The sequence below is a fragment of the Thioclava sp. 'Guangxiensis' genome (assembly GCF_045348365.1).
GTDB classification, from domain to species: domain Bacteria; phylum Pseudomonadota; class Alphaproteobacteria; order Rhodobacterales; family Rhodobacteraceae; genus Thioclava; species Thioclava kandeliae.
On record NZ_CP155822.1, the window covers coordinates 2,078,583 to 2,101,870 of the forward strand.

Annotated in this window: 21 protein-coding genes; 13 read left to right on the top strand and 8 right to left on the bottom strand. The window is 62.7% G+C overall.

The window, feature by feature from the left end:
* Positions 1 to 96: 96 nt before the first annotated feature.
* The gene (locus tag ABEB22_RS10325; protein ID WP_406870218.1) at positions 97 to 2,874 is read left to right on the top strand and encodes a glutamine-synthetase adenylyltransferase; all 2,778 of its coding nucleotides are present in this window, start codon (positions 97 to 99) and stop codon (positions 2,872 to 2,874) included.
* A complete protein-coding gene (locus ABEB22_RS10330) occupies positions 2,874 to 3,164 on the top strand; it encodes a hypothetical protein (RefSeq protein ID WP_350937480.1) in 291 nt (96 codons plus the stop codon). Before ABEB22_RS10325 ends, ABEB22_RS10330 begins: the two co-directional genes overlap by 1 nt.
* 135 nt (positions 3,165 to 3,299) lie before the next feature.
* Here ABEB22_RS10330 and ABEB22_RS10335 read toward each other — a convergent pair whose 3' ends face one another.
* From ABEB22_RS10335 to edd, 3 genes are all read right to left on the bottom strand, one after another.
* A complete protein-coding gene (locus tag ABEB22_RS10335) occupies positions 3,300 to 4,685 on the bottom strand; it encodes an IS1182 family transposase (RefSeq protein WP_349294757.1) in 1,386 nt (461 codons plus the stop codon).
* Between the two features lie 150 nt (positions 4,686 to 4,835).
* On the bottom strand, positions 4,836 to 5,477 hold the full coding sequence (gene eda / locus ABEB22_RS10340; RefSeq protein WP_339112989.1) for a bifunctional 4-hydroxy-2-oxoglutarate aldolase/2-dehydro-3-deoxy-phosphogluconate aldolase: 642 nt from the start codon (positions 5,475 to 5,477) through the stop codon (positions 4,836 to 4,838).
* A gap of 21 nt (positions 5,478 to 5,498) precedes the next feature.
* Positions 5,499 to 7,319 (bottom strand): phosphogluconate dehydratase, encoded by a 1,821-nt coding sequence (gene edd / locus ABEB22_RS10345; protein ID WP_406870219.1) that lies wholly within the window; start codon positions 7,317 to 7,319, stop codon positions 5,499 to 5,501.
* A gap of 243 nt (positions 7,320 to 7,562) precedes the next feature.
* Between edd and ABEB22_RS10350 the strand changes: the two genes are divergently transcribed.
* The 3 genes from ABEB22_RS10350 to ABEB22_RS10360 all read left to right on the top strand — a co-directional run bounded on the left by ABEB22_RS10350 (position 7,563) and on the right by ABEB22_RS10360 (position 10,706).
* Positions 7,563 to 8,756 (top strand): RSP_2647 family RNA methyltransferase, encoded by a 1,194-nt coding sequence (locus tag ABEB22_RS10350; RefSeq protein ID WP_406870220.1) that lies wholly within the window; start codon positions 7,563 to 7,565, stop codon positions 8,754 to 8,756.
* Positions 8,756 to 9,301 carry an RSP_2648 family PIN domain-containing protein gene (locus ABEB22_RS10355; RefSeq protein WP_350937485.1) on the top strand — a complete coding sequence of 182 codons (546 nt, stop codon included), beginning with the start codon at positions 8,756 to 8,758 and terminating at the stop codon, positions 9,299 to 9,301. Before ABEB22_RS10350 ends, ABEB22_RS10355 begins: the two co-directional genes overlap by 1 nt.
* Positions 9,302 to 9,485: 184 nt before the next feature.
* Positions 9,486 to 10,706, top strand: coding sequence for an MFS transporter (locus ABEB22_RS10360; RefSeq protein WP_406870221.1), 1,221 nt, complete (start codon positions 9,486 to 9,488; stop codon positions 10,704 to 10,706).
* A 34-nt stretch (positions 10,707 to 10,740) separates the two neighbouring features.
* On the opposite strand, the gene pgi is transcribed toward ABEB22_RS10360, so the two are convergent.
* The 5 genes from pgi to ABEB22_RS10385 form a co-directional block, all read right to left on the bottom strand.
* Complete coding sequence (pgi, locus tag ABEB22_RS10365) at positions 10,741 to 12,345, bottom strand: glucose-6-phosphate isomerase (RefSeq protein WP_339112984.1); 1,605 nt, start codon at positions 12,343 to 12,345, stop codon at positions 10,741 to 10,743.
* Between the two features lie 53 nt (positions 12,346 to 12,398).
* Positions 12,399 to 13,070 carry a 6-phosphogluconolactonase gene (pgl, locus tag ABEB22_RS10370; RefSeq protein ID WP_339114523.1) on the bottom strand — a complete coding sequence of 224 codons (672 nt, stop codon included), beginning with the start codon at positions 13,068 to 13,070 and terminating at the stop codon, positions 12,399 to 12,401.
* Positions 13,070 to 14,542 carry a glucose-6-phosphate dehydrogenase gene (gene zwf, locus ABEB22_RS10375; protein WP_339112983.1) on the bottom strand — a complete coding sequence of 491 codons (1,473 nt, stop codon included), beginning with the start codon at positions 14,540 to 14,542 and terminating at the stop codon, positions 13,070 to 13,072. The genes pgl and zwf overlap by 1 nt, the downstream gene beginning before the upstream one ends.
* A 128-nt stretch (positions 14,543 to 14,670) precedes the next feature.
* Positions 14,671 to 15,141, bottom strand: coding sequence for a DUF2478 domain-containing protein (locus ABEB22_RS10380; RefSeq protein WP_406870222.1), 471 nt, complete (start codon positions 15,139 to 15,141; stop codon positions 14,671 to 14,673).
* Positions 15,141 to 16,358 (bottom strand): MFS transporter, encoded by a 1,218-nt coding sequence (locus ABEB22_RS10385; RefSeq protein WP_350937492.1) that lies wholly within the window; start codon positions 16,356 to 16,358, stop codon positions 15,141 to 15,143. The genes ABEB22_RS10380 and ABEB22_RS10385 overlap by 1 nt, the downstream gene beginning before the upstream one ends.
* Before the next feature lie 65 nt (positions 16,359 to 16,423).
* On the opposite strand from ABEB22_RS10385, the gene ABEB22_RS10390 reads away from it, so the two are divergent.
* The 8 genes from ABEB22_RS10390 to ABEB22_RS10425 all read left to right on the top strand — a co-directional run bounded on the left by ABEB22_RS10390 (position 16,424) and on the right by ABEB22_RS10425 (position 23,259).
* A complete protein-coding gene (locus tag ABEB22_RS10390) occupies positions 16,424 to 17,056 on the top strand; it encodes a DNA-3-methyladenine glycosylase family protein (protein WP_406870223.1) in 633 nt (210 codons plus the stop codon).
* Positions 17,053 to 17,715: an alpha/beta hydrolase gene (locus ABEB22_RS10395; protein ID WP_406870224.1), complete on the top strand. Its 663-nt coding sequence runs from the start codon at positions 17,053 to 17,055 to the stop codon at positions 17,713 to 17,715. The genes ABEB22_RS10390 and ABEB22_RS10395 overlap by 4 nt, the downstream gene beginning before the upstream one ends.
* Positions 17,716 to 17,918: 203 nt before the next feature.
* Positions 17,919 to 18,518, top strand: a complete 600-nt coding sequence (locus ABEB22_RS10400; RefSeq protein WP_339112978.1) for an HNH endonuclease — start codon at positions 17,919 to 17,921, stop codon at positions 18,516 to 18,518.
* Between the two features lie 537 nt (positions 18,519 to 19,055).
* The gene (locus ABEB22_RS10405; RefSeq protein WP_406870225.1) at positions 19,056 to 20,186 is read left to right on the top strand and encodes an NAD(P)H-dependent glycerol-3-phosphate dehydrogenase; all 1,131 of its coding nucleotides are present in this window, start codon (positions 19,056 to 19,058) and stop codon (positions 20,184 to 20,186) included.
* A gap of 1 nt (position 20,187) precedes the next feature.
* Entirely contained in the window at positions 20,188 to 20,970 is a 783-nt protein-coding gene (locus tag ABEB22_RS10410; RefSeq protein ID WP_406870226.1) for an HAD-IIB family hydrolase, read from the top strand.
* Position 20,971: 1 nt separating this feature from the next.
* Positions 20,972 to 22,471, top strand: coding sequence for a glucosylglycerol-phosphate synthase (ggpS, locus tag ABEB22_RS10415; protein WP_406870227.1), 1,500 nt, complete (start codon positions 20,972 to 20,974; stop codon positions 22,469 to 22,471).
* A 354-nt stretch (positions 22,472 to 22,825) separates the two neighbouring features.
* Positions 22,826 to 23,032: a cold-shock protein gene (locus ABEB22_RS10420; protein WP_339112974.1), complete on the top strand. Its 207-nt coding sequence runs from the start codon at positions 22,826 to 22,828 to the stop codon at positions 23,030 to 23,032.
* Positions 23,029 to 23,259, top strand: coding sequence for a hypothetical protein (locus tag ABEB22_RS10425; protein WP_350937505.1), 231 nt, complete (start codon positions 23,029 to 23,031; stop codon positions 23,257 to 23,259). Before ABEB22_RS10420 ends, ABEB22_RS10425 begins: the two co-directional genes overlap by 4 nt.
* The last annotated feature ends 29 nt before the right edge of the window (positions 23,260 to 23,288 follow it).

The window sequence follows — 23,288 nt, forward strand, 5'->3', positions numbered from 1 at the left end:
AAATATTAACCGGATAGGGTAATTGGCGGCGCCTGCCCGTCAAATATCCGCTAAGCTGTTATTGACCCTTGAGGGTTGCCAAGCCACTGTCGAGCCATGAGTTTTACATCCAGATTAACCCGTCTTCCCATCGTTGTGGATCAGGAGCGTGCCGATACGGTTGTCGCGCTCTATCAGGGGCTTCCGCCCGAGGTTATGGCATTGGTCGAGGGGGTGTCGGGGACAAGCCCCTTCCTTGCCACGCTTCTCGAACGCGAGCGCGACTGGCTCGGGCCCTATCTGGAGCGCAATCCCGAGGATGCGATCCGTGCCGAGTTCGACCGTCTGCCGGAGGTGGCGCCGCCCGAGATGGGCGTCGAGCTGCGCCGCGCCAAACGTCGGGTGGCACTGATCATCGCACTGGCCGATCTGGGGGGGATCTGGGGGCTCGAGGAGGTGACGCGCACGCTCTCGGCCTTTGCCGATCTGGCGGTGGATCTGGCGCTAAAATCGCTTCTGTCCGAGGAAATCCGGCGTGGCAAGCTGCCCGGTGTGTCGCCCGACAGGCTGGAGACGGCCTGCGGGATGGTGGCGCTGGCGATGGGCAAGATGGGGGCGGGAGAGCTGAATTATTCCTCCGATATCGATCTGATCTGCCTTTTCGACCAGACCCAGTTCGACCCCGACGATATCCTCGAGATCCGCGCGGGGCTCGTGCGGGTCACGCGCAAGATGGCGAAGATGCTCACCGATATCACCTCCGATGGCTATGTCTTCCGCACCGATCTGCGGCTGCGCCCCGATGCGGGGGCGACGCCGGTCTGCCTGTCGATGGCGTCGGCCGAGCTGTATTACGCCGCCGAAGGCCGGACATGGGAACGCGCGGCCCATATCAAGGCACGTCCCTCGGCAGGCGATCTGGCGGCGGGGGCTGCATATCTGGAGCGTCTCTCGCCCTTCATCTGGCGCAGGCATCTGGACTTCGCCACCATTCAGGACACGCATGACATGCGGCTGAAGATCCGCGACCATAAGGGGCTGAACGGGCCACTCAAGGTCGAGGGGCATAATCTCAAGCTCGGTGTCGGCGGTATCCGCGAGATCGAGTTCTTCACCCAGACCCGCCAGCTGATCGCGGGCGGGCGCGACCCCGACCTGCGCGACCCCACAACGGTGGGCGGGCTGGCGGCATTGGCGCAGAAAGGCTGGATCCCGCGGGAGGTGGCCGCCAGGCTGACGGTGCATTACCGCGCCCATCGCGAGATCGAGCACCGGTTGCAGATGGTCAATGACACCCAGACCCAGATCCTGCCGCAAAGCCCCGAAGGGATCGCACGGATCGCCGCGATGATGGGCGAGGGTGACCCTGTGCGCTGGATGACGCAGTTGAAAGAGCGGCTCGAAGAGGTGGAGACGCTGACAAGCGATTTCTTCGCGCCTACACAGGAAGCAAGCCCGCGCCCTGCGCTCTCGGAGCGCGCCGAGCAGACGGTCTCGCGCTGGACTTCCTATCCCTGCCTGCGTTCGGCGCGGGCGCGTGGCATTTTCGCTCGGATCGAGCCGGAGATCCTGCGCAAGCTGCAGAGGGCCGCCGATTTCGAGGAGGCGCTGGGCCAGTTCGATACGTTCCTGCGGGGCCTGCCGGCGGGGGTGCAGCTCTTCTCGCTTTTCGAGGCCAATCCGCAGCTGATCGATCTTCTGGTCGATATCTGCGGCACCTCGCCGATGCTGGCCAATTATCTCTCGCAGAATCCTGGTGTTCTGGATGCGGTGATCGGCGGTAGTTTCTTCGAGGCCTGGCCCGGTATCGCACGGCTGGAGGCGGATCTGGACGCCACCCTGGCACGGGCCAGCGATTACGAGAATGCCCTCGATCAGGCGCGGCGCTGGGCCAAGGAGTGGCGCTTCCATGTCGGGGTGCACCATCTGCGTGGTCTTATCGAGGTCTCCGAAGCGTCGAAATATTTCGCCGACATCGCAGGTGTGGCGATCGAGCGGCTCTGGCCTGTGGTGTGCGATGAATTCGCCCGCAAATACGGCCCGCAGCCCGGGCGTGGGGCCTGTGTGATGTCGATGGGATCGCTGGGGGCAGAACGGCTGACGGCGGCCTCCGATCTGGATCTGATCGTGATCTATGATGCGGCGGGGGTGGAGATGTCGGAGGGACCCAAACCCCTGCCATCGCGCCAGTATTTCGCCCGTTTGACGCAGGCGCTGATCACCGCCGTCTCGGCGCAACTGCCGCAGGGACGGCTCTACGAGGTCGATATGCGGCTGCGCCCGTCGGGGCGGTCCGGGCCGGTGGCAACCTCGCTCGAGGCGTTCACCATCTACCAGATGGAAGAGGCCTGGGTCTGGGAGCATCTCGCGCTCACGCGGGCACGGCCCATCACGGGCGATCCCTCGCTCGCGGCAGATCTGGAATACCAGCGCCGCGAGGTGCTGCGGGCGCGGGGCCGCGATGCGCGGGTGATCCCCGATCTCAGGGAGATGCGGGCGCGGATCTTTGCGGCCAAACCCAGCGACGATCCGTGGGAGGTCAAGACCGGTCCGGGGCGGTTGCAGGATATCGAGCTGTTCGCGCAGAGCCTCGCCTTGCGGGCCGGTGCGCCGGCGCGGCGCGTCGAGCAGCAGCTGCGGGCAGGCGCGCGCGAAGGGATGATCAGCCGGGAGCAGGAGGCGCGTCTGGCCTCGATTTATCGCAGCCTGTGGCAGCTGCAATCGGTCAAGCGCCTCCTGAGCGAGACAGGGTTCAATATCGATACGATCGGCGAGGGCGGCCGGGCCTTCCTTCTGCGCGAGACAAGCCAACCCGATATTAAGACTTTGCAGGCTATGGTTGCATCGCTGACAAGAGAGGCCGCGATGATTTTAGACCTTGTGCTGGGCGCCTGATGGGGCGTGCCGTATTACCGCTCGGGCGTGTCGATCCGCGCGCCTATATCCGGACCGCCTTCGAGAGCGGGGCGATCGAGGCGGAAACCTGCCGGAGGCTGATTCTGGAATGGGCGTTACGCTTGCCGCAGGATGTGCAACCGACCGAGGCGGCGCGGGTGCTTCTGGCCGAATATCACGGGCATGATACGCATCCGATGTATCAGCTGTTGCTGAAGGTGCTGGCCGATCCCGTGGCCCCGGCGCAGGCAGCCCAGAGCGAGGAGCCGCCCCAGCATAAGGATCCGTAGGGCAGTGAAGGGCGGATGTTGTTGAAAAAGTCGGTCGAAATCGCCGATTTTGAGGCTCGCCGCCGCCGGGCAAGGCTATTGCGTTCGGGCGATCGCCCGTCGACCCGCCTCAAGGCGGTAATATGGCCGCTCAGCTCATGCTGCGGCCTCCTGTCGGACGCTTCGCGGGCGGAGCTTCGCGAGTTTTCGGAGGTTCTGGGCGATGGCGGCAAGCAGGAATTCGTCCTTGGCGCCGTTTGGCCCACGGAGCCGCAGCCGTGTCAGGCCAAGGATGCGCTTGAGGTGCGCGAAGAGCATCTCGACCTTCTTCCGTTTGTCGCGCGACACTTTGTAGGCCTTGGTCTTGCGGCATTCTCTGGCGAATTCGCGCGCCTCTTCATGGGGCTCGCGCGTGACATATCGCGCATCGGCTTTCGGGCAACAGATCTCTTTGGATAGGCAGGCTTGGCAGGTTGCCTTCAAGCACCGGTATTTCTTTCGTCCGCCGGTATCCTGACCCCGGTTCGGATCGGAATAGTTGCGTCTGAACTGTTTGAGGGCATGGCCTTCAGGGCAGATATACTGATCATTCTTCTCGTCCCACTGGAAGTCCGAGCGGGAGAACGTGCCGTCGGTCCGTTCCGACTTATCGATCACCGGGATGAAGGGAATGATGCTGCGCTTCTCGACCAGCCAGCCCAGGTTCTCGGCATTGCCGTAGGCGGTATCGGCGGCCAGCCAATCCGGTTTGACACCAAAGCGTTTTTCGGTCCTGTCCAGCATCGTGCGCGCAGCTCCGACCTCGGCCTGGCGGATCGCCCTTGTCGCCTCGACATCCATGATCACCGAGCTCTTGGTGTCGATCAGGTAGTTGGTGGCATAGGCGAAGTAGGGGCGGCTCTCCTCCGCACGGGTCCATTGCGCTGCCGGATCAGACTTGGCGACGAACTTGGGTTGCACAGGAGAGGCCGCACCAAAAGCGGCGTCATCCAGTGTCTCCAGATATTCCCGTGCCGCCCTGTTGCCAGCGTCCCGCGCGACCTCGGGGCTCCAGTCTTCCGCCGCGACGGACCGGACCTTATTGGCATCCGCCGGGATAAGGCTGGCATCGACTGCGAAGCCTTCGCCCGACACCAGGTCCTCCTTCAGGCAGCGTTCAACGGTTGCCTCGAAAACCTGCCGCAGCAAGCCACTTTCCCTGAACTTGCCATGGCGATAGCGGGAGAAGGTCGAGTGATCCGGGACATTGCCTTCCAACCCCAACCGGCAGAACCAGCGATAGGCCAAGTTCAGGTGAACCTCATCACAGAGCCGGCGCTCCGAACGGATCCCCATGACATACCCGATCACCAGCATCCGGATGATCAGTTCCGGATCGATCGAGGGGCGACCAAGATGGCTGTAGAATGGGCGCAGCGCCTCGCGCAGAGTGTCACCATTCAGGAACAGGTCGATCTCGCGCAGCATGTGATTGGCCGGGACGTGCCGCTCCAGATCGAAATCGTAAAACAGCTGCGCCGGTGCTTCTTGCCTGCCCATCATGACGAAATCCTCCAATCTCCTCATAGTCGAGTGAATCGAAAGACTTGCCGCAGCGCAACAAAGACTTTTTCAACAGCATCGGCCCGGTGGGGTAACAAGGCCGCGTCGGTGTGACGCGGCCTTTTTCGGTTGGTCTTCTGGGGCGGGGGCTCAGGCGCGCAGCGCTGCGGCTTCGCGGGCCAGCGTCTCGATCCCCGCCCAGTCGCCCGATTGCACCAGCTTGTCGGGGGCAACCCAGGATCCGCCACAGCAGATCACGTTTTTCAGCGCCAGATAGTCGCGGGCATTACCCATATTGATGCCGCCGGTGGGGCAGAAGCTCATCTGCGGTAGCGGCCCGCCGAAGTTTTTCAGCGCCGGCGCGCCACCATTGGTTTCGGCGGGGAAGAACTTCACCATGTCATAGCCGAGTTCCAGAAGCTTCATGACATCCGAGGGGGTCGCCGTGCCGGGCAGGAGCGGCAGCCCCTCATCGGCGCAGGCCTTGAGGAGAGTGTCGGTGATCCCGGGGCTCACCCCGAATTTGGCGCCTGCCGCCTTTGCGGCCTTCACATCCGCGGGCGTCAGAAGCGTGCCTGCGCCGACCACGCCACCCTCCACATCGGCCATCGCACGGATCGCCTCCAGCGCGCAATCCGAGCGCAGGGTGACCTCCAGCGCGGGAAGCCCGCCCTTGACGAGCGCCTTGGCCAGAGGCACCGCATGGGCGACCTCCTTGACGACGATCACGGGGACGATGGGGGCCAGTTCGCAAATCTTGCGGGAGGCGGCGGATTGTTCTGCGGGGGTCATGTGAGACTCCTTTCGTGATGATCAGACGACAACGGCTGCGCCGCTGGTCGAAGGCCCGACCTGATTGCGGAAGGCCTCGAACAGCTCGCGCCCGAGACCGACATGATTTGCCGAAAGATCCTCGACCACGGCCTCGCGCGTGTCCAGATCCGCCGAGAGGCAGGTCAGTTCGCCTTTGGGTGCATCGAGCCGGACGATATCGCCATCGCGCAGCTTGGCCAGCGGCCCACCATTGGCGGCTTCGGGCGAGACATGGATCGCGGCGGGCACCTTGCCCGAGGCACCCGACATCCGGCCATCGGTCACCAGCGCCACCTTAAGCCCGCGCTGTTGCAGGACGGACAACACCGGCGTCAGCGAATGCAGCTCGGGCATGCCATTGGCCTTGGGCCCCTGGAAGCGCACGACAACGATCGTATCTTCGGTGAATTCGCCACGGGTGAAAGCGTCCTTGACCTCGGACTGGTCCTTGAAGATACGCGCCTTGGCCTCGACCACGCGATGCTCCTCGGCCACCGCCGAGATCTTGATCACGCCACGGCCCAGATTGCCATTGAGCTGCTTGAGGCCACCGGTTTTGGCAAAGCCCGAAGAGGCGGGGCGCAGGATCTTGTCGTTAAGGCTTTCCTCCGCGCCGTCCTCCCATGTCAGCTTTCCGTCGATTAGCTTGGGCTCCTGCGCATAGCGCGCCATGCCATCGCCCGCGACGGTCTTGGCGTCGCCATGCATCAGCCCCTCTTTCAGCAGCTCGCGGATCATGAACTGCAGGCCGCCCGCCGCGTGGAAATGGTTCACATCGGCCAGACCGTTGGGATAGACCTTGGCCATCAGCGGCACGACATCCGAGATATCGTCGAAATCCTCGAGATCAAGCGCGATGCCTGCGGCCTTGGCCATTGCGGGAAGGTGCAGCACGAGGTTGGTGGAGCCACCGGTGGCCATCAGCCCCACCAGACCGTTCACAAAGGCCCGTTCGTCAAGGATTTCGCCTGCAGGGCGATAATCATTGCCCAGGGCGGTGATCTCGGCGGCGCGTTTTGCGCCCGCAATGGTCAGCGCCTCGCGCAGGGGCGTGTTGGGATTGACGAAGCTCGCGCCCGGCAGGTGCAACCCCATGAACTCCATAAGCATCTGGTTGGTATTGGCGGTGCCGTAGAAGGTGCAGGTGCCCGGACCGTGATAGGAGGCCATCTCGGCCTTCATCAGTTCCTCGCGGCCCACTTCGCCGGTGGCATAGAGGTTGCGGATACGCGATTTCTCGTCATTAGGCAGGCCGGAGGTCATCGGCCCTGCGGGCAGGAAGATCGCCGGAATATGGCCGAAGGTTGCAGCCGCCATTATGAGACCGGGCACGATCTTGTCGCACACACCCAGATAGATCGCGGCATCGAAGGTGTTGTGCGAGAGTGCCACACCCGAGGCGAGCGCGATCACATCACGGGAAAAGAGCGACAGCTCCATCCCCGGCTGGCCCTGGGTCACACCGTCGCACATGGCGGGCACACCGCCTGCGACCTGCGCTGTGGCACCGGCTTCGGCGGCAGCTTTCTTGATCAGCTGCGGGAAGGTCTCGTAGGGCTGGTGGGCCGAGAGCATATCGTTATAGGCAGTGACGATACCGACATTGGGGGCGCGTCCGGCGGCCAGTGCTTCCTTGGCATCGCCCATCGCGGCATAGGCATGGGCCTGATTGCCGCAGGTCAGATGGGCGCGGGCAACACCTTTGGAGGCGGCCTCGCCAATGCGGGCAAGATAGTCGTCGCGCATACCCTTCGACCGTTCGCGGATCCGGTCGGTGACACGGGCGATGGTGGAGTTCAACGGGGTGGCTGTATCAGTCATGATGGGCTTTCCTGATCAATTGACACGCGCAGCCCGAGGCGATGAAAATGACTCGGGCACCGTGCTTGCGACGACTTTAGTCGGTTAGCGCTAACAGTGCAACCGACGGGTATATGTCCGATATTTGGACTCTTGCGGCCCTTTGGCAAGGCGATCCCCGTCGTCAGGGGCTTTGCAAGGGGGGCACTTGGCGCTAGGAGGGGCCCAACACCGCTATTCCGCGCCTGTCCGAGGAGACTTCCCATGTCCACCGATCTGCCCGTCGTCCGTCTGCGCCCCAAAGGGGAGGCACGCGCCATCCGTCATGGTTTCCCGTGGGTCTATGAGGACGAGCTGGTGCTGGACCGCCGCACCAAGGCGATCGCGCCCGGCACCTTCGCCATATTGGAGGATGACGCGCGTCGTCCGCTGGCTCTGGTGACGGTGAACCCCAAATCCAAGATCATCTGCCGTGTGATGGACCGCAATGCCGAAGCCGTCATCGACCGTGCGTGGCTTGTGGAAAAGATCGCCCGCGCAGCCCAGATGCGCGACCGTCTGTTTGGCGCGCCCTTCTACCGTCTGATCCATGCCGAGGCTGATGGCCTTCCGGGCGTGATCATCGACCGCTTCGGTGATGTGGCGGTAATCCAGCCCAATGCGGCATGGGCGGAAGCCATGATCGGAGATCTCTCGGCCGCTCTGGTCGAGGTGACGGGCGTGAGCACCGTCATCAAGAACGGTTCGGGCCGTGCGCGCAATCTCGAGGGGCTGGCCGAGGAGATGGTTACGCTGCAAGGGGGGATCGATGCGCCGGTGCCGGTGCAGATGAATGGCGCTGTCTATATAGCCGATATCATGGGCGGCCAGAAGACGGGGCTCTTCTATGACCAGCGTCCGAACCATGCCTTCACCGCGCAGCTCTCCAAAGATGCGCGTGTTCTCGATGTGTTCTCGCATGTGGGTGGGTTTGCATTGGCCGCTCTGGCCAATGGTGCGGCCTCGGCGCTATCGGTCGATGGCTCGGCTTCGGCGCTGGATCTTGCCGAACAAGGTGCCAAGGCCATGGGGATGGGGGATAGGTTCTCCACCCGTAAGGGCGATGCCTTTGTCACGCTCGAAGCTCTGGCGGCAGAAGGGGCGGAATATGACGTGGTCATCTGTGACCCGCCCGCCTTTGCGCCCGCAAAGCCCGCGCTTCAGGCCGGTCTGCGCGCCTATGAGCGGATCGCGCGTCTGGCGGCCCCTCTGGTGGCCAAGGGCGGCTATCTGGTGCTGTGCTCGTGCTCGCATGCCGCCGATCTCTCAAGCTTCCGTGGTGCATCGACCCGCGGGATCGGCAAGGCAGGGCGTTCGAGCCAGTTGCTCCATACGGGCTTTGCGGGGGCTGACCACCCGATGCTGCCGCAACTTGCGGAAAGCGGCTATCTGAAATCGCTTTTCTTCCGGCTTGACTGATGAAGCTGGTTCTTGATGCCTGTGTTCTCTACCCGACCGTGTTGCGGGAGATCCTGATCGGGATTGCGGCCAAGGGGCTTTACCAGCCCCTCTGGTCGGAACGATTGCTGGAGGAATGGGCACGCGCAGCCGCCCGCCGCAACGAAGCTGACGAGGTAATCGCCCGTGGAGAGGTCGCGATGCTCAAGGCGCGCTTCCCTCAGGCGATGATTGCCCGTCACGAGGGGTTGGAGAACCGTCTGCATCTGCCGGATGAGAACGACATCCATGTTCTGGCCACGGCGATTGCCGGACATGCCGATGCGATTGTCACGATGAATGCCGCCGATTTCCCGCGCGGGGTGCTGCAATCCGAGGGGCTCGACCGCCGGAGCCCCGATGATGTGCTCTGGGCGCTCTGGTCGGATCATCCGGAGAAGGTGGCCCAGGTGGTGGAGGCCGTGCGCCAAGAGGCCGAGCGTTTGTCGGGCCAGCCCCAACCGATGCGCGCGCTTCTCAAACGCATCCGGCTCTCGCGTCTGGGTCGCGCCCTTGAAGCCGGGTAAGCCGCTTGACGGCTTGCCTTTCCTGAGATAGCTCATAATAACCGGAACGGATCAGCCGTGATCGCACATCTCCGGTCGTAAGCGTTTAACGTCAACCAACGCACCTTCTTCCCGCTCGGTCGGGGAGGGTGCTGGCATGACCAAACGCCCCTCCTGCCGATGTGGCCAACATCGGAGTGAGTATATGTCTGACAGACTGTCCGAAACCATCAGTGACCCGCCCTATGATGACCGCAAGGGCACGCAGCTTCTGCTGGTCCTCAGTGCCATCCTGTTCTTCGCCTATATCTGTGTCGCGATGCCGCTGCCGGTGGTCTCGGTCCATGTCGTGCAGGCGCTGGGCCTGAGCAATGCCTGGGGCGGGCTGGCCGCCGGTATGGCCTTTATCACCACCATCTTCAGTCGCGCATGGGCGGGCGGGGTTGGGGACCGGATCGGGGCGAAGCCCGCCATGGCGCGCGGGCTGTGGTTCTATCTGGCGGGGGCCATCATCTGTATCGTGGCGGGTTTCCTCACCGCGCAGCCATGGCTGGCGCTGGGCGTGTTGCTACTGGGACGCGCGGTGGTGGGCATAGGCGAGAGCTATGTCTCGGTCAGCATGGTCTCATGGGGGATCGGGCTTGTGGGCACGCATCGCTCGGGCAGGGTGATCGCCTTCATGGGCGCTGCGATCTATGGCGCGCTCGGGGTCGGGGCGCCGCTGGGGCTGGGCCTCTATCATCTGGGAGGCTTCAGCCTCGTGATGTGTCTCAGCGCAGTGCTGCCCGCGCTCAGCCTGATTGCCATCGTCAAACTGCCCGCCGTGGCTCCACATGCCTCAACCTTGCGGCGCTCGTTCCTGAATGTCATCGGCACGATCTGGAAACATGGGTTTGTGATCATGGCGCAGGGCATCGGCTTTGCAGCGATCGGGGCGTTCTTCTCGCTCTATTTCATCGCGCAGGGCTGGCAGGGAGCCGGGCTCGGCCTCTCGGCGTTTGGCGCGGGCTTCGTGCTGGTGCGGGTGCTGTTCGGCCATTTGCCCGACCGGATCGGTGGGCTGCCGGTGGCGATGGTGTCCCTGATGGTCGAAGTGGTGGGGCAACTTCTGATCTGGGGCGCACTGATGCCGACGCTGGTGCTCTTGGGGGCGTTCATGACGGGGCTCGGGTGTTCGATGATCTACCCGTCGATGGGGCGCGAGGTGGTGGCGCTGGTGGCGCCGCAGCAACGCGGCATGGCCCTGGGCGGATTTGCGGCGTTTCAGGATCTGGCCTACGGGCTGACGGGGCCACTGGCGGGGATCCTGGCCGACCGTGCGGGCTATGGCCCGATCTTCCTGATTGGCGCCTGTGCCGCGGGTGCAGGACTGGTGATGGTGCTCTGGCTGAAGCGTGCAGCCAGTCTTTCCATCCAGAAAGCCTGACATGAAAAAGGGGGCCGTTCGGCCCCCTTTCTGATCAGTGTTGGGCGTCGCGCACCATCTGCGCGAGCCTTAGCGTCGAGCCATCCTTGCCCGCGCCATCGGCCTCGCCAGTCAGCACCGGCTGTAGCGCGAGCGCCAGCTCTTTGCCCAGCTCCACCCCCCATTGATCGAAGCTGTTGATGCCCAAGATCACACCCTCGACAAAGACGCGGTGCTCGTAAAGCGCCACGATCCCTCCGAAGACCTCGGGGGTCAGCATCGGGTAGATCAGCGTGGTCGAGGGGCGCGAGCCGGGGAAGACGCGATGCGCCGCCTGACGCTCCAGTTCCGCACCCTCGAAGCCCTTGGCCGCCATCAGCGCGCGGGCTTCCTCCATCGAGCGGCCCCGCATCAATGCCTCCGACTGCGCGAGGCAGTTGGCCGCGAGCAGGATGTGCTGATGCGCCAAATCGGGCTCGTGACCCTTGGTGGCGATCATGAATTCGCACGGGATGATCCGCGTGCCCTGATGGATCAGCTGGTAGAAGGCATGCTGGCCATTCGTGCCGGGCTCGCCCCAGACCACGGGACCGGAATGATAGGGCAGGGCCTCGCCATCCATCGAGACGCGCTTGCCGTTGCTCTCCATCTCCAGCTGCTGCAGATAGGCCGGAAGCCGCGACAGGCGTTGGTCATAGGGCAGCACGGCGCGGGTCGCGAAATCGCAGAACTGGTTGTGCCACATGCCCACAAGCGCCAGCATCACGGGCAGGTTCTCGGATAGCTCGGCTGTGCGGAAGTGGTCGTCCATGGCGGCGGCGCCCGACAGGAAATCGCGGAAATGCTTCGGGCCGATGGCGATCATCAGCGAGAGCCCGATTGGCCCCCACATCGAATAACGCCCACCCACCCAATCGGCAAAGCCGAAGACACGCTCGGGCGTGATGCCGAAGGCTGCCGTCTTCTCGGCCGAGGTGGAAAGCGCCACGAATTGCTCTGCCGGATCCTCGACCTTGGCCGCCATCCATGCCTTGGCCGTCTCGGCATTGGTCATGGTCTCGATGGTGGTGAAGGTCTTGGAGGCTACGATCACGAGCGTGGTCTCGGGGTCGAGCCCCGCCAGCGTGTCATGGATATGCGCGCCATCGACATTGGAGACGAAATGGCAGCGCGGCCCGTCATGATAGGGGGCAAGCGCCAGACAGGCCATGGCCGGACCCAGATCCGAGCCGCCGATACCGATATTGACCACATCTGTGATCCGCCCGCCCGCCGCGCGGAATTTGCCGCCGCGCACGTCATCGGCAAAGCGCACCATCCGGTCATAGGTCTCGCGGACACCGGTCATGACATTCTCGCCATCGATCTCGATATCCGTATCCAGATGGCGCAGGGCGGTATGCAGCACCGCGCGACCCTCGGTATCGTTGATCTTCGCCCCCGAGAACATCGCCTCGCGCTTCTCGGCCAGACCCGATTGTTCGGCCAGCTGGATCAGCAGATGGCGGGTCGGGGTGTCGATATTGGTTTTCGAGTAGTCAAAGACAAAAGGACCGGTCGCGGCGCTGTATCTCTCGGCACGATCCCCGTCGAACAGGTCCAGAATCTTACGATCGCGCACATCCTCGGCACGGCTGCGCAGGGTCTTCCAAATGCTCATGGATCTTCCTTTATTTGACCTGATCTTGGTGTTTTTTGTGGCGCTGACTCGGGTCAGGCCGCCCAGTGCACGGTGGCGTTATGCAGGATGGATTTGATCGGGGCCTGTTCGATGGGCAGGTTCTGCGCCGCCTCGATAGCCTTCTTCTTTTCTTCGCCGGTGATCAACACATGGGTATGCATCGCATCTTTCAGCACCCGGGCGGTCATGGTGATGCGCGGCTCGCCCGCAGCTTCGGCCCTGAGCGCCATCAGCTCGGGTGCGTCATCCGAGAGCGCCTCTTCCAGACGGTCGGCACCGGGGAAGAGCGAGGCGGTGTGCATATCCGCCCCCATCCCCAACAGCAGCACCGAGATGGGCAGGTTGGGGCGCAGGTTGTCCGAGAGCGCGTCAAGGCGCTCCTCGGGGGTGTCGGCATTCATATAGAGCGGCAGCAAGCGGGCCTTGGCGGCCCTGTTGGTCAGGAGCCGCTGCGAGATCAGCGCGGTGTTCGAGCGCGGGCTGGAGACCGGCACCCAGCGTTCGTCATTGAGCACCACCGCAACATTGGCCCAGTCGAGATCGATCTCGCTGAGGATGTCGAATATCGGCCCCGGCGTGGTGCCGCCCGGCACCGAGAGCGTCGCGCGGCCTTCCTGCGCCAGTGCTGCACGCAGCTGCGAAGCGATCTGGTCGGCCAGCGACACCATCAGCAGCTCGCGGTCGGGATAGGTTTTGAATTCCATCATTTGATATGTCTCCAGCGCCGCCCGTCACGATGCATCAGCATGAGCGCATCATCAGGGCCGGTCGTTCCGCTATCATAGGGGCTCGGCGTGTCACCACGCTCTTCCCAGCCTTGGATGATCGGATCGGTCCATGCCCATGCGGCCTCGACCTCGTCTCCGCGCATGAAGAGCGTCTGGTTGCCACGGATGACATCCATGATGAGGCGCTCGTAGGCGTCGGGCATATCGGTGCCTTCCTCGCCAAGTGCCTGGGCGAAGGACATGTCCAGCGGCACCTGTTTGAGGCGCATACCGCCCGGACCGGGCTCCTTGATCATCATCTTGAGGTTCATACCCTCATTGGGTTGCAATCTGATGACAAGCTGGTTGGGCTGCCAGCTGCCTTCCGCCTCGTCAAAAATCGAATGCGGCGGCTCCTTGAAGGTGATCGCGATTTCACTGGTGCGGGCGCGCAGGCGCTTGCCGGTGCGCAGGTAGAAGGGCGTGTTCTTCCAGCGCCAGTTGGCGATATGCACCTTCATCGCGATATAGGATTCGGTCTTGGAGTTCGGGTCTTCGGAATCCTCGAGATAGCCCGGCATCGGCTTCTCCTGATCGTCGCGATGCCAGCCCAGATATTGCCCGCGCACGATATCCTGCGGCGGCACCGGTTGCAGGGCCCGGATCACTTTCAGTTTCTCGTCGCGCACGGCGTTGGGGTCGAAGTGATAGGGCGGTTCCATCGCGATCATGCACAGAAGCTGCATCAGGTGGTTCTGCACCATGTCGCGCATCGCACCCGATTTATCGTAATAGCTGCCGCGACCGCCCACTCCGACCGTCTCGGCGACGGTGATCTGCACATGGTCGATATATTGCGAGTTCCAGATCGGCTCGAAGAGGATATTGGCAAAGCGCACGGCCATCAGGTTCTGGACGGTTTCCTTGCCCAGATAATGGTCGATCCGGTAGATCTGGTGTTCTTCGAAATGTTCGGCCAGCGCGGCGTTGAGTTTGCGCGCCGAGGCCAGATCGCGACCGAAGGGCTTCTCCACCACGATACGGGCGTCATTGCCGGCAATGCCATGGGTCTTGAGACGTTCGGCCAGATCGCCGAAGAGGGCGGGGGCGACCGAGAAGTAGAAGGCGTTGATCACCTCGGGACGGATCAGCGATTTCAGCTCGGACCAGCCCGCCTCGCCGCGTGCATCGATCGAGACATAATGCAGGCGTTCGATGAAGGCGTCGATCTGGGTGGCGTCCTGTTTGGCAGGAGCCACGAATTCCTTGATCGCGGCGCGGATCTGGGTCTGGAACTCCTCGCGCGATTGCTCGGTCCGGGCCGCACCGATAAGGCGCGCTTCGTCGGGCATCTGGCCCGCAAGAAAGCGCCGGAACAGACCCGGAAAGATCTTGCGATTGGCAAGGTCACCGGTCGCGCCGAAAATAACCAGATCGAATGCGTCCACCGGGATGATGCGCGAAACCATGATATCCTCCGTAAATCACTGTTACCTTGGCGATGTTAGCGGTAACGGACCGCAATTGGCCATAACAGCACTCAAAAGTCTAGTGCCCGAACGGGATGTGCGCAAATTCTGAGCGGAAGTTTTTGCCTTCAACCGCGAAGAAATGCTTCAAGTGCATGAATATCCAGTTCTAATTTCTGTGCAAGGGGGGCCGCAAACGCATGGAAGGCGGCTTCCGTATGGGCAGGGACGCCCAAGAGCACGGGGCGTCCGTCTTCGATTGCCTGCGCAATCAGTGGGCGCACGCCGCGTCCTTCGGCTTCCTGCTTGCCGAATTTGTTCAGAATCAGCGGGGTCGCGGGGGGGAGCTTTGCTACATCCTGCGAGAGGCGGAATACCGCCTCTTCCAGCGCGCCACCATCGAGCGTGCATGAGGCTGCCCCCGTGCCCAGATCCTGCCGGATCGGCCAGCGCAGATCGGCGGGCCAGAGATGGACCAGCAGGTGATCCTCGGGGTCAGGGCTGACCAGAGCGGCCACATTAGGGCGCATATGCTGTGCCAGTTCAGCCAGAATTCGGTCGGTCTCGCCGCGGATCGGAGATTGGATATAGCCCAGCATCAGAGGCGCTCCTTCGGGCGCAGGGCCAGCCAGATCAGCGCCGCCCCCGCCAGCGTGACCAGTGGAACCATCGCCAGATTGACCGCCTGCCAGCCTGCCTGCGGATCACCGCCTTCGAGGCAGTTCATCAACCCGCCCGAGCTGAGCGACGCGAGGAACACGCCGCCGAAGACGATGGAATCATTGAGCCCCTGCACGGTGGCGCGCTCTTCGGGCGCGTAGCTTTTGGCCAGCATCGCAGTGCCACCGATAAAGCCGAAATTCCAGCCGATCCCCAAGAGCACCAGCGCGCCGAAGAAATTCATCAGCTCCACTCCGCTCAGCGCTACAGCCCCTGCACCGATCAGGATCACGAGCCCCGTGCCCACGATCATCTTCGCCCCGAACCGCGCGATCAGATGGCCGGTGAAGAAGGAGGGAATATACATCGCCAGCACATGCGCCGAAACGATATCGGCGGCGTTATTTGGGGTAAAGCCACAACCCACCACCGCTAGCGGCGAGGAAGTCATCACGAGGTTCATCAACGCATAGGAGACCATCGCGCAGATGATCGAGACGGTGATCGTCGGGTCGCGCAGGAGTGCCATCTTGCCGCGTCCCTTGGGGGCTGTGGCTTGGGCGTGCTGGTCGGGGCGCGGAATATCGAGGAAGCTGAACAGCACCGGTCCGATCGCGTTGAGCGCGATGATCACCAGATAGGTTGCCATGAATGGCACGAGCGTAGCCTGCGCGGTCAGCTTGACCAGTTGCGGCCCCAGAAGAGCCGCCACCAGCCCGCCCGCCATCACATAGCTGATCGCCTTTGGGGCAAATTCGGGCGAGGCGGTATCGGTTGCGGCAAAACGGTAGAAGCCCTGCGAGGACATATAGATGCCGGTGAAGAGCGCGCCAAAGGTAAATAGCGTGAAACTGCCCCAGTAGAGCCCGCCCGCACAGATCGCAGCGCCCAGAGCCCCCGCGATATTGGCAAGGATGAAGCCTCGCCTGCGCCCGTGCCGCCCCATGAAACGTGACAGCGGCTGTGCTGTGAGCACCGACCCCAGAATGATGAAGGACAGGGGCAGGGTGGCCAGACAGGCATTGGGCGAGAGCATCTGCCCCGCCAACCCGCCAATGGTGAAGATCATCGGCATCTGCGCGCCAAGAATGGCTTGGGCCAGAACCAGAATGAGCGTGTTGCGGCGGTCGCGCGCTTGGGGAAGGGTGCTGTTCATGCGCCTATGGTTAAGGCGGGTTTTCGGGGCTGGCAAGCGGGCTTCATTTCGGTCAAGCTCGGATCATGCAGATGAGGATCATCACCACCGCCGAGGACGTGGCCGAAGGGGCTGCCTATCTGGCCCGTATCGAGCCGCGTTTTGCCCATGTGCTTGATCTGACAGGCCCGTGGCCGCTGCGCCGCCGCCTCGCGGGCTTCGAGGCGCTGCGCGATGCCATTCTGGGCCAGCAGGTCTCGGTGGCCTCGGCCAATGCGATCAGGGCAAAGCTCGAGGCGGCAGGGCTGGGCGGGCGCCGCGCGATTGCGCAGGCCGCGCCCGAGGATCTGCGCGCCTGCGGATTCTCGCGCCCGAAGATCCGCTACATGCAGGCGCTCGCGCAATCGGATGTGGATTTCGAGGCCTTCGGTGCCATGTCCGACGAGGCGATTTTCGAGACGCTCCTGCCGGTTCCGGGGATCGGGCGCTGGACCGTGGAGATCTATCTGATGTTCGCAATGGGCCGCGCCGATGTGTTCGCGCCCGATGATCTGGCACTGGCGGAAGCCGCCCGAATGCTGTTTGATCTGCCGGAGCGCCCGAAGCCGCGCCCGTTCCGCGAGATGGCCGCCCGTTGGGCGCCGTGGCGGGCGGTGGCGGCCCGCGGGCTCTGGGCCTATTATGCCCATCAGAAAAAACGGGAAGGGGTGTCACCATGACGCGCGAATTGAAACAGGGCCGCAAGGGTCCGAAATCTGGCGAGACGAAATCGGTGGTGGTGCTCTTGCATGGCTATGGCGCCGATGGTGCCGATCTGCTGGGGCTCGCGGACCCTTTGGGCGAGCATCTGCCCGACACGCTGTTCATCGCGCCCGATGCGCCCGAGAGCTGCGCGGCCTCGCCCTTTGGCCGGCAATGGTTCCCCATTCCGCGCTTTGATGGCTCGACCGAGGCACAGGCGATGGCAGGTATGGAGGCCTCCGAGGTCGACCTCAACGCCTTCCTTGACGGGGTGCTGGAAGAGACCGGCCTGCCGGCCAGCGCGATGGCGATCATCGGGTTCAGCCAGGGCACGATGATGACGCTGCAGGTCACGCCGCGCCGCGCTGCGCCGGTGGGCGCGGTGGTGGGCTTTTCGGGCCGCCTGATCCGCCCCGAGCTGCTGGCGGCCGATGTGGTCTCGCGCCCGCCCGTGCTGTTGTGTCATGGCGATGCCGATGAGGTCGTGCCGTTCTCGTGTATGTCCGAGGCAGGGCAGGCGCTCGTGGAGAACGGGTTCGAGGTCTATGCCCATGTCGAGAAAGGCACCGGTCACGGAATCGCCCCGGACGGTCTTTCGGCCGCACTGGGCTTCCTGAACACGCATCTGCCGAAATAACAGGCAGGTCGCGAGCTGTCATGGCTCTGTCGTGCGGACCTGTTATCGGTTCTTACGACCGAGGCGCATCGTGAAACTCCGACCAGATCAAGAGGCTTGTCAGAATCCGAACGCCATATATAGTCAGGATATCGGCTGGGGCGCTCCCCTGCGCCCCTGGACATGTTTCGGACATGCCCCGCCGCGCGAGAATGGAGTGACTTATGCTGGACCACGCAGACAGGACGGATTTCAGGCATTATTTCACACGGGAGGCCGCGTCGTTGCGCCGTCATCCGGCGCTTGTGCTCAATGCGGATTTCCGGCCCCTAAGCTACTATCCGCTTTCCCTCTGGCCGTGGCAGGAGGCAATCAAGGCGGTCTGTCTCGATAGGGTGACCATACTCGCCGAATACGAAGAGGTGGTGCGAAGCCAGCGTGCCGAGATACGTCTCCCCTCTGTTGTGGTGCTGAAAGAATTCGTCCAACCCAGAAAGCGCGTGGCCTTCACGCGCTTTAATCTTTTTCTGAGGGACGAGTTCGAGTGCCAGTATTGCGGTTGCAAGGACCACCTCACCTTCGATCATGTGATCCCGCGCTCGCGGGGGGGCGTGACCAGCTGGGAAAACGTGGTGGCGGCCTGCTCGCCCTGTAATCTGAGAAAGGCCAACAAGCCGCTCTCGCGCTGCGGGCTGAAGTTGCGCCGCCTGCCAAAGCGACCCAGCTCCGAGGACATGCTTCGCGTCGGGCGCCGTTTCCCGCCGGGCCATCTTCACAAGAGCTGGATGGACTTCCTTTACTGGGATGCCGAATTGGAGGCGTGATCGCTTTCTGCCATTCGTTGCCGGTCGTGCGGTATGGGGATGCGTTCCGACAGGCTCGATGGCCCGAGGTACTATCTTTGATCAATTCCGGAAAATGCACCTGCGCATCGCGTCTTCGTCCAGAACTTTCCAGGCGAAGTTTCATGGTTATGGGTAATCAAGGCGTCTGCGCAGCTTCCAGCTCACGCTTGCCCGGTATGCCTTCTTTTTAAGCGCCTTGGCCATCTCCTGTAACGCGCTGTCAGACCTTGCAAACCGGAGCTTTCCTGTTCTTTCTGATCAAAAAGTTCTTCTGCAGCGCGGCAATCGCGGTTGACAGGCTGCGCTGCGCTCCTACCATTTAGGACAGGGTTGGTGACAGACCTGTTCCGCGCCGGCGTCGGTTGAGTTTCTCCTGATTGCCTTTCGCGCGGACCCGCGTGAGCGCGATACTGTCTGCAGTATCTTCCGCCCTATGTCACGGTCGCCGGTTTCGGCGTGTGGGCGCGCATGGCCATGTATGAAGCAGTCCAGAGCCCCCTGAAAGGAGCTCCGTCCATGAAGGATTCCGAACCGGTGTCCACATCACATCCTCCCTCGCGCCCCTATGAACGGATTGCCGTTCTGGGCGCGGGAAGTTGGGGAACCGCACTTGCCTCCGTCCTCGCCCGCAACGGCCATCAGGTTCGCCTCTGGGCCCGCCGCCCCGAGCTTGCCGAGGAAATCAACGGCGCATCCGAAAACAGGCAGTATCTCAAGGGCATCATACTTCCGAGCGGGATCGAGGCCACAAGCGATCTGGAGCGGGCGCTTGACGGCGCGGAGACCGTTCTGGTGGTCACGCCCTCCTCGACGCTGCGCAATATGTGTCAGGCGATGCGCCCGCACCTGCCCGAGGGGGCGCCGATCGCGCTGGCCTGCAAGGGGGTGGAGCGCCGCAGTGGCTATCTGTTGTCCGAGGTCGTGAGTGAGGAGCTTCCCGGCCATCCGGTGGGCGCCGTCTCCGGCCCGACCTTTGCTGCGGAGACCGCGCTCGACCATCCGACCGCCGCAACTGTGGCGTTTCTCTTCTCCTATGCGGACCGCCTGAACCCCGAGAAAAGCCCTGCCGTCCGGCTGGCCATGTCGCTTTCGGGAGGCGGGTTCCGGCCCTATGTCTCGGATGATCTGGTGGGCGTCGAGGTGGGCGGCGCGGTCAAGAACGTGATCGCGATCGCCTGCGGCATGATGTCGGGCGCGGGCTTTGCCGAAAACACACGCGCCGCGCTCATCACCCGCGGGATTTACGAAATGAAGGCGCTGGCCGAGGCGCTTGGGGGTAAACGCGAGACCGTGACAGGGCTGTCCGGCGCAGGCGATCTGACGCTGACCTGCAGCTCGACCACCTCGCGCAATATGTCGCTCGGGTTCCAATTGGGGCAGGGCATACCGCGCCCGTCCTGTTTCGAGGGGCGCGATATCGTGGTCGAGGGGGAGGTGAACGCCGTCTCGGTGACCGATCTGGCACATCGCATCGGGGTGCCGATGCCGATCTGCGAGACCGTGAATGCGGTGCTGCACAAGGGCGCCGACCTGCGGGAGGCCTTTGCCGAGCTATGGGCCCGCCCGATCGAGGCCGAGCCGAATGCGCTCAACCTGTCCTTCGCCCATCCTTCGCCAGATATGCCGCTACAATTCGGAGACGTTTGAGATGAACGTACATATGTCCCCCCGCCCGTCCATTGCCGCACGCCGCTTCACCCTTGCCACCGATCTGGATGGCACCTTTCTGGGTGGGGCCGAGCAGGAACGCGCGATGCTCTACCGATGGATCGAGGAAAACCGTGACAGTGTCGGGCTGATTTTCGTCACCGGACGTGATACGGCATTCATTATGGAGATGTGTCGCGAGCGCGGTCTGCCTTGGCCCGAATATGTCGTGGGCGATGTCGGCACCACGATCGCGCGGGTGCGCGAGGATGGCCATGTCGAGCCGATCCCGGTGCTCGAGGAAGATATCGCCGCGATCTGGAACGATGCGGGGCCGCATGTGCGTGCGGCACTGGAGGGCCATCCCGGTCTGACGCTCCAGCCGACGGCCTTCCGCTACCGTGTGAGCTATGATCTCGACCCTGAGACCTTTGACGAAAGTGCCAAGGACAAGGTGAGCCGGATGGGTCATGACTGGCTGATTTCCGACAATAGATATTTCGACGTCCTGCCAAAAGGCATCTCCAAAGGGCCATCGATCCGGCGGCTGGTCGAGCATCTCGGCATTCCGCCCGCGCGCGTGCTCTGCGCCGGCGATACGCTCAACGACCTGTCCATGCTGGTCTGCGGCCTGAATGCGGTTGCCGTCGGTAACTCGGAGGCCGCGCTCATGGCTGGAGTGACCGGCTGCGAGACCGTTTATTCCGCTAAAGCCCATGGCGCGGGTGGCATCATGGAAGCCATCAACGCGCTCGATCTTCACGACGCCCCGAAAGGAGTCTGATATGTCCTCGGATCTTGTTATCGTCTATCACCGCCAGCCCTATGAAGAAGTCGAGGTGGATGGCAAAATCGAATATCGCGAGAACAAATCACCCAACGGGATCGTGCCGACGCTCAAAAGCTTCTTCGGGCGTGTAGACAAGGGCGCATGGGTTGCATGGAAGGAAGCCGTCGATCCGGAGCGGCCCGATTTCGAGCGGATCATCGAGATCGATGATCCGCATGGCAAATACACCGTCTCGCGTCTTCCGCTGACCAAGGAACAGGTCTCGAGCTTCTACCACGTCTCCTCGAAAGAGGCGTTCTGGCCGATCCTGCACGGGTTCAAGGAGCGTTACAGCTACGACCCTGTCGACTGGCCGACATTCCGCGAGGTGAACTGGGCCTTTGCCGAGGCCGCTGCCGCCGAGGCGGCGCATGGTGCCGTGGTCTGGGTGCATGATTACAATCTCTGGCTCGTGCCCGGCTATCTGCGCACCCTCCGCCCCGATGTGAAGATCAGCTTCTTCCATCACACGCCATTCCCCAGCGCCGATATTTTCAATGTCCTGCCGTGGCGCAAGGAAATCCTCGAGAGCCTTCTGGCCTGTGATGTGGTGGGCTTCCATATCCCGCGCTATGTGAATAATTTCGTTTCCGCCGCGCGCTCGCTTCTGGAGGTCGAGCCGGTCAAACGGGAGAAGGTAAAGCCCGAGATGAACGCGCAGACCTCGGCGCTATCCGAGCAGTCAGTCGTCACCGAACTCGAATACGAGGGGCGCAGTATCCGTCTGCAGGCAAGCCCCGTGGGTGTCGATACCGGATATATCCAGGACCTCGCGCGGAGTGCTGAAACGGAGGCCAAGGTGCAGGAGATCAGGGCCGAGAAGGGCGATGCCAAGCTGATGCTCTCGGTCGGGCGCACCGATTATACCAAGGGCGGGATCGAGCAGCTGGAGAGCTACGAGCGGCTGCTGGAAACCCATCCCGAGCTGCGCGGCAAGGTGCGTCTTATGCATGTCTCGGTCGCCGCCAATGCCAATATGACGGCCTATTTCGAGATACAGGAACAGCTCGAGGCCATTGCTGGCAGGATCAACGGGCGCTACGGCTCGTTCGAGTGGCAGCCCATTGCCCTGATCTCGCGCCCCGTGCCGTTCAGGGATCTCGTGGCCTATTACCGCGCGGCGGATGTGGCATGGATCACGCCGCTGGCTGACGGGATGAACCTTGTGTGCAAGGAATATGTCGCGGCCCGCACCGATGGAGACGGGGTGCTGGTCCTGTCCGAATTCGCGGGCGCTGCCGTCGAGCTGGCAGCCGCCGTTCCGACCAACCCGTTCTCGCATAAATCCATGGATAGCGCGATCCATTTTGCTCTCGAGATGCCCGAGGAGGAGCGCCGTGGCCGGATGAAGGCCAACCGTATGATGGTCGAGAAACAAGATATCCGTTACTGGGCCGAAGACCAGATGCAGGCTTTCGCGAATGCCCTCGCGCGGATGGATGTCGCGGTCGGATAAAGGATGCCCCGCGCATCAATGGCCGGGACAGGCGCTGTAATCGCGAACGCGCGGTTTTGGCGTTTTCCTATGATGACGGATCGGGAACAGGGGGCAGGGTTTCGTGCGGGCAGAGGGACGCTAGACGAGCGATCCGATAATGAAATTATAAAATCCGCAATCTTATAGAAATTTATTTTCGCGCGTTTTCCAGAAATTCCTTGCTATCTACCTGTAGGCGGTCCATATAAGGCATGCTTAGGCTTTTCTCTTCGAATTTCTGCCGCCGGCTCGTCCGGCCTCGGTGATCGACTTGGATCGATTTTTGCCGGGTTGTCGCATGTCGCGGGCAGCATAATTCAGGAGTTTACGGATATGGCCAATGGCACCGTGAAATGGTTCAACGCAACTAAGGGTTTCGGCTTTATCGAGCCCGAAAATGGCGGGACCGATATCTTTCTTCATATCTCCGCGCTTGAGCGCGCCGGTATCAACCGCGTTGATGATGGTCAGAAAGTGACCTTCGACACCGAACAGGGTCGTGACGGTCGCGTATCGGCCAGCAATCTGGCGATTGCTTGAGCCGTCTGCTGACTGATTTCGTAACGCAGATCTCTCGGGATTCGGCCTCCGGGACGAAGCGCCTCGGGACGCAGAAACTTTCGGCGCAGAAGGCTTTCAAGCCTGAAAAGCGCGCGGAAAAGACCGCCCCCGAGTTCAGGCTCATGCAGGAGGCTGAGGCCAAGGAGCGCGCCGAGAAAACGGCGCGCCTCAAGGCCGCACGATTGGCGCGTGACGGGAATGAATAGTCCTTATCAGGGCTGTTCCAACCGGCCAG

What these genes read in the sequence shown, in the direction of transcription:
- ABEB22_RS10325 (WP_406870218.1), top strand. Translation starts at nt 97, where the DNA reads ATGAGTTTTACATCCAGATTAACCCGTCTTCCCATCGTTGTGGATCAG.
- ABEB22_RS10330 (WP_350937480.1), top strand. Translation starts at nt 2,874, where the DNA reads ATGGGGCGTGCCGTATTACCGCTCGGGCGTGTCGATCCGCGCGCCTAT.
- ABEB22_RS10335 (WP_349294757.1), bottom strand. Translation starts at nt 4,685, where the DNA reads ATGATGGGCAGGCAAGAAGCACCGGCGCAGCTGTTTTACGATTTCGAT.
- eda (WP_339112989.1), bottom strand. Translation starts at nt 5,477, where the DNA reads ATGACCCCCGCAGAACAATCCGCCGCCTCCCGCAAGATTTGCGAACTG.
- edd (WP_406870219.1), bottom strand. Translation starts at nt 7,319, where the DNA reads ATGACTGATACAGCCACCCCGTTGAACTCCACCATCGCCCGTGTCACC.
- ABEB22_RS10350 (WP_406870220.1), top strand. Translation starts at nt 7,563, where the DNA reads ATGTCCACCGATCTGCCCGTCGTCCGTCTGCGCCCCAAAGGGGAGGCA.
- ABEB22_RS10355 (WP_350937485.1), top strand. Translation starts at nt 8,756, where the DNA reads ATGAAGCTGGTTCTTGATGCCTGTGTTCTCTACCCGACCGTGTTGCGG.
- ABEB22_RS10360 (WP_406870221.1), top strand. Translation starts at nt 9,486, where the DNA reads ATGTCTGACAGACTGTCCGAAACCATCAGTGACCCGCCCTATGATGAC.
- pgi (WP_339112984.1), bottom strand. Translation starts at nt 12,345, where the DNA reads ATGAGCATTTGGAAGACCCTGCGCAGCCGTGCCGAGGATGTGCGCGAT.
- pgl (WP_339114523.1), bottom strand. Translation starts at nt 13,070, where the DNA reads ATGGAATTCAAAACCTATCCCGACCGCGAGCTGCTGATGGTGTCGCTG.
- zwf (WP_339112983.1), bottom strand. Translation starts at nt 14,542, where the DNA reads ATGGTTTCGCGCATCATCCCGGTGGACGCATTCGATCTGGTTATTTTC.
- ABEB22_RS10380 (WP_406870222.1), bottom strand. Translation starts at nt 15,141, where the DNA reads ATGCTGGGCTATATCCAATCTCCGATCCGCGGCGAGACCGACCGAATT.
- ABEB22_RS10385 (WP_350937492.1), bottom strand. Translation starts at nt 16,358, where the DNA reads ATGAACAGCACCCTTCCCCAAGCGCGCGACCGCCGCAACACGCTCATT.
- ABEB22_RS10390 (WP_406870223.1), top strand. Translation starts at nt 16,424, where the DNA reads ATGCAGATGAGGATCATCACCACCGCCGAGGACGTGGCCGAAGGGGCT.
- ABEB22_RS10395 (WP_406870224.1), top strand. Translation starts at nt 17,053, where the DNA reads ATGACGCGCGAATTGAAACAGGGCCGCAAGGGTCCGAAATCTGGCGAG.
- ABEB22_RS10400 (WP_339112978.1), top strand. Translation starts at nt 17,919, where the DNA reads ATGCTGGACCACGCAGACAGGACGGATTTCAGGCATTATTTCACACGG.
- ABEB22_RS10405 (WP_406870225.1), top strand. Translation starts at nt 19,056, where the DNA reads ATGAAGGATTCCGAACCGGTGTCCACATCACATCCTCCCTCGCGCCCC.
- ABEB22_RS10410 (WP_406870226.1), top strand. Translation starts at nt 20,188, where the DNA reads ATGAACGTACATATGTCCCCCCGCCCGTCCATTGCCGCACGCCGCTTC.
- ggpS (WP_406870227.1), top strand. Translation starts at nt 20,972, where the DNA reads ATGTCCTCGGATCTTGTTATCGTCTATCACCGCCAGCCCTATGAAGAA.
- ABEB22_RS10420 (WP_339112974.1), top strand. Translation starts at nt 22,826, where the DNA reads ATGGCCAATGGCACCGTGAAATGGTTCAACGCAACTAAGGGTTTCGGC.